Raw genomic sequence first — 2,893 nt, 5'->3', positions numbered from 1 at the left:
GCAGGTCCAGCGGCTCGCAGCGCGCAACCAGCGGGCGGATGGCCTCGACGCGGCGGCGAAAGCTCTGCCGGATCTCCGGGTCGACGATGCACAGACCGAAGTCTTCGGTCCAGCCCACGCGCAGCGTCGCCGGGTCGACGGCCGGCAGCGGCCAGCACGGCTCGGCGGGGTAGGACAGCGGGTCGCGTGCGTCGTGCCCGGTGCTCGCCGCCAGCTGCAGCGCCACGTCGGCCACGCTGCGCCCCATCGGCCCCAGCACCGAGATCACCGACCAGCCTAGCGGCCGGCAGTCGTTGGCCACCAGCCCGGGCGAAGGCCGCAAGCCGACCACGCCGCACAGCGCCGCCGGGATGCGCAGCGAGCCGCCGGTGTCGGAGCCGGTGGCGATCGGCAGCATGTCCAGCGCCAGCGCGGCGGCCGAACCGCCCGAGGAGCCGCCGGCGTTGAGCGCCGGATCGAAGGGGTTGCCGGTGGCGCCCCACACCGGGTTGCGGGTGTTGGCGCCGGCGCCCATGTCGGGCACGTTGGTCTTGGCCGTGACGATGGCGCCGGCGGCGCGGAGCCGCGCCACCAACGCGTTATCAGCGCGTGGCACGTTGCCGCGCAGCGCCACGTTGCCGTAGGTCGTCAGCAGGCCGGCGGTGTCCTGCAGATCCTTGACGCCCAGCGGCAGGCCATGCAGCAGGCCCAGCGGCTCGCCGCGTTGCACCTGCGCCTCGGCCGCGCGCGCGGCCTGGCGTGCGCGCTCGAAGTCGGTGGCGCAGATCGCGTTGATCGCGGGATTGAAGGCCTCGATGCGCGCGATGCAGGCCTCCAGCAGTTCCACCGGCGAAACCTGGCGGCTGCCGATCAGCCGGCGCAACTCGACCGCGGACTGTTCGACGAGGGCGGTCATCTCAGTTCTCCATGGCGCCGAAGCGCCACTCACGACGCATGAACCGATGCGGCCAAGCGCACGCCGCGGATCCGGCTCTGCCGGGCCGCTGGCGTGGCCCCCTGGAGGGGGAGAGGGCGAAGCCCGAGGGGGCATCGCCGAAGGCGCATCGGGGGTGGTTCACTTCAATCTGCCTTGATATGGGCTTGCTCGGCCACGGCGCGCATGCGCACGATCTCGGCGTTGAGCATGCCGGGCCAGTCGGCGATCACGCTGTAGGCCGGCTCGAAGCCGGCGGTCTTCATCTTGTCCAGCGTGTCGGGCTGGGCCATCAGCGCGGCCAGGGCCTTGTCGAGCCGCGTCCTGGCTTCGGCCGGCAGGCCGCGCGGGGCCACCAGCGCGAGCCAGGCCTTCAGCTCGAAGCCGGGGTAGCCGGATTCGGCCAGCGTCGGCACGTCGGGCAGCAGGCTGGAGCGTTTGGCGGTGGTCACCGCCAGCACCTTGATCTTGCCGCTCTTGAACTGCGGCGTGGCCGCCACCACGGTGTCGAAGGCGATGGGGATCTGCCCGCCCATCAGGTCGCTCATCAGCGGCGAGCTGCCCTTGTACGGGATGTGCGTCAGCTTCAGGCCGGCGGCGGCATTGAACATCTCGCCGGCAAAGTTCGATGTCGTGCCATTGCCGAAGCTGCCGTAGACGAACTTGTCCGGCTGGGCCTTCACGGCGGCCACCAGCGGCGCCACGGCTGAGGCCGGCACGGCCGGGTGCGTCAGCAGCGCCAGGGCCACCGAGCCGACCATGCCGATGGGCTCGAAGCCCTTGACCGGGTCATAGGTGAGCTTGGCGTTCAGCACCGGGTTCAGCGTGAAGGTGGAATTGGAGCTGATCAGCAAGGTGTAGCCGTCGGGCTTGGCATTGGCCACCGCCGCGGCGCCGATGGCCGTGCCGGCGCCGGGCTTGTTGTCGACCAGCACGGTCTGGCCCAACTGCTCCTCGAGCTTCTTGGCCAGGATGCGGGCCAGCACGTCGGCGGCGCCGCCGGGCGGGTAGGGCGCCACCAGCGTCAGCGGGCGTTCCGGAAAGCCGGCCGCGCCGGCGAGGCCGCAGGAGAGCAGGGCGCAGGCCAGCAGCGCACGACGCAGGCAGTGAACAGCAGTGGAGTTCATTGGGGGGCTTTCGGTGCAGATGGGGGGACGATGGGGCGGCCGTGGCGTCATGCCGGGTCATGCCGTGTCATGCCAACGGGCGCAGGCGGGCCGGTGACAGCGCTGCCGGCTCGACACCGTGCTGGCGCAATTCATCGGGCAGGGCCACGCCGCGCAGCAGCGCGTCGGCCAGCGCGCTGGCGCCGGCCGCGCTTTGAATGCCGTAGCCGCCCTGGCCGGCCAGCCAGAAGAAGCCGGGGCAGGCGGTGTCCCAGCCGATGACCATCTCACCGTCGGCCACGAAGGAGCGCAGGCCTGCCCAGGTGCTTTCCGGACGACGGATCTGCAGCGTGGTGACGGTTTCGATCTGGTGGATGCCCATCGCCACGTCCAGTGCTTCGGGTTGCACATCGTGCGCGAAGGTGGGATCGGCATTGGCCGGCGAGCCGAGCAGGCGGCCGGCATCGGGCTTGAAGTAGTAGCTCTCGTCGACACCGATCACCGCCGGCCAGGCCGACACGTCGACGCCCGATGGCGCCTTGAAGGTGAAGGCCGAGCGGCGGCGCGGCTCCAGGCCGACGGACGCCGCGCCGAACAGCGCCGCCAGTTCGTCGGCCCAGGCGCCCGCGGCATTGACGATGGTGCCGGCGCGCAGGGCTTCGCCTTCGGCCAGCTCCAGTTCCCAGCGCGCGCCGGAACGCGTGGCACGCTGGATCTCCACGCCGAGTTGCAGTTCGCCACCCAAGCGGCGCAGGCCGCGCAGAAAGCCCTGGTGCAGCGCATGCACGTCGATGTCCTGCGCATCGCGCTCGAACAGTGCGCCATGCACCTGTTCCGGCCGCAGGCAGCCGACGCGGGCCAGCGCGGCATCGGC

3 protein-coding genes are annotated in these 2,893 nt (G+C 71.5%); all 3 read right to left on the bottom strand.

Annotated features, from left to right (window positions below; translation table 11 throughout):
• Positions 1–895 (bottom strand): amidase (locus tag VLK61_RS12475; RefSeq protein WP_325421606.1); only part of this gene is annotated, 895 nt, incomplete at its 3' end.
• A gap of 164 nt (positions 896–1,059) precedes the next feature.
• Positions 1,060–2,040: a Bug family tripartite tricarboxylate transporter substrate binding protein gene (locus VLK61_RS12470; protein WP_325421604.1), complete on the bottom strand. Its 981-nt coding sequence runs from the start codon at positions 2,038–2,040 to the stop codon at positions 1,060–1,062.
• A 67-nt stretch (positions 2,041–2,107) separates the two neighbouring features.
• A partial coding sequence (locus VLK61_RS12465; RefSeq protein WP_325421602.1) for an NAD(P)/FAD-dependent oxidoreductase occupies positions 2,108–2,893 on the bottom strand: 786 nt, incomplete at its 5' end.

The organism is Aquabacterium sp. (genome assembly GCF_035476535.1).
Lineage (GTDB): Bacteria > Pseudomonadota > Gammaproteobacteria > Burkholderiales > Burkholderiaceae_C > Pseudaquabacterium.
Note: the sequence above shows the minus strand (reverse complement) of the source record. Positions and strands in the feature narration are given on the sequence as shown.

Coding starts and splice junctions, on each gene's coding strand:
- VLK61_RS12470 (WP_325421604.1), bottom strand. CDS start 2,040: ATGAACTCCACTGCTGTTCACTGCCTGCGTCGTGCGCTGCTGGCCTGC.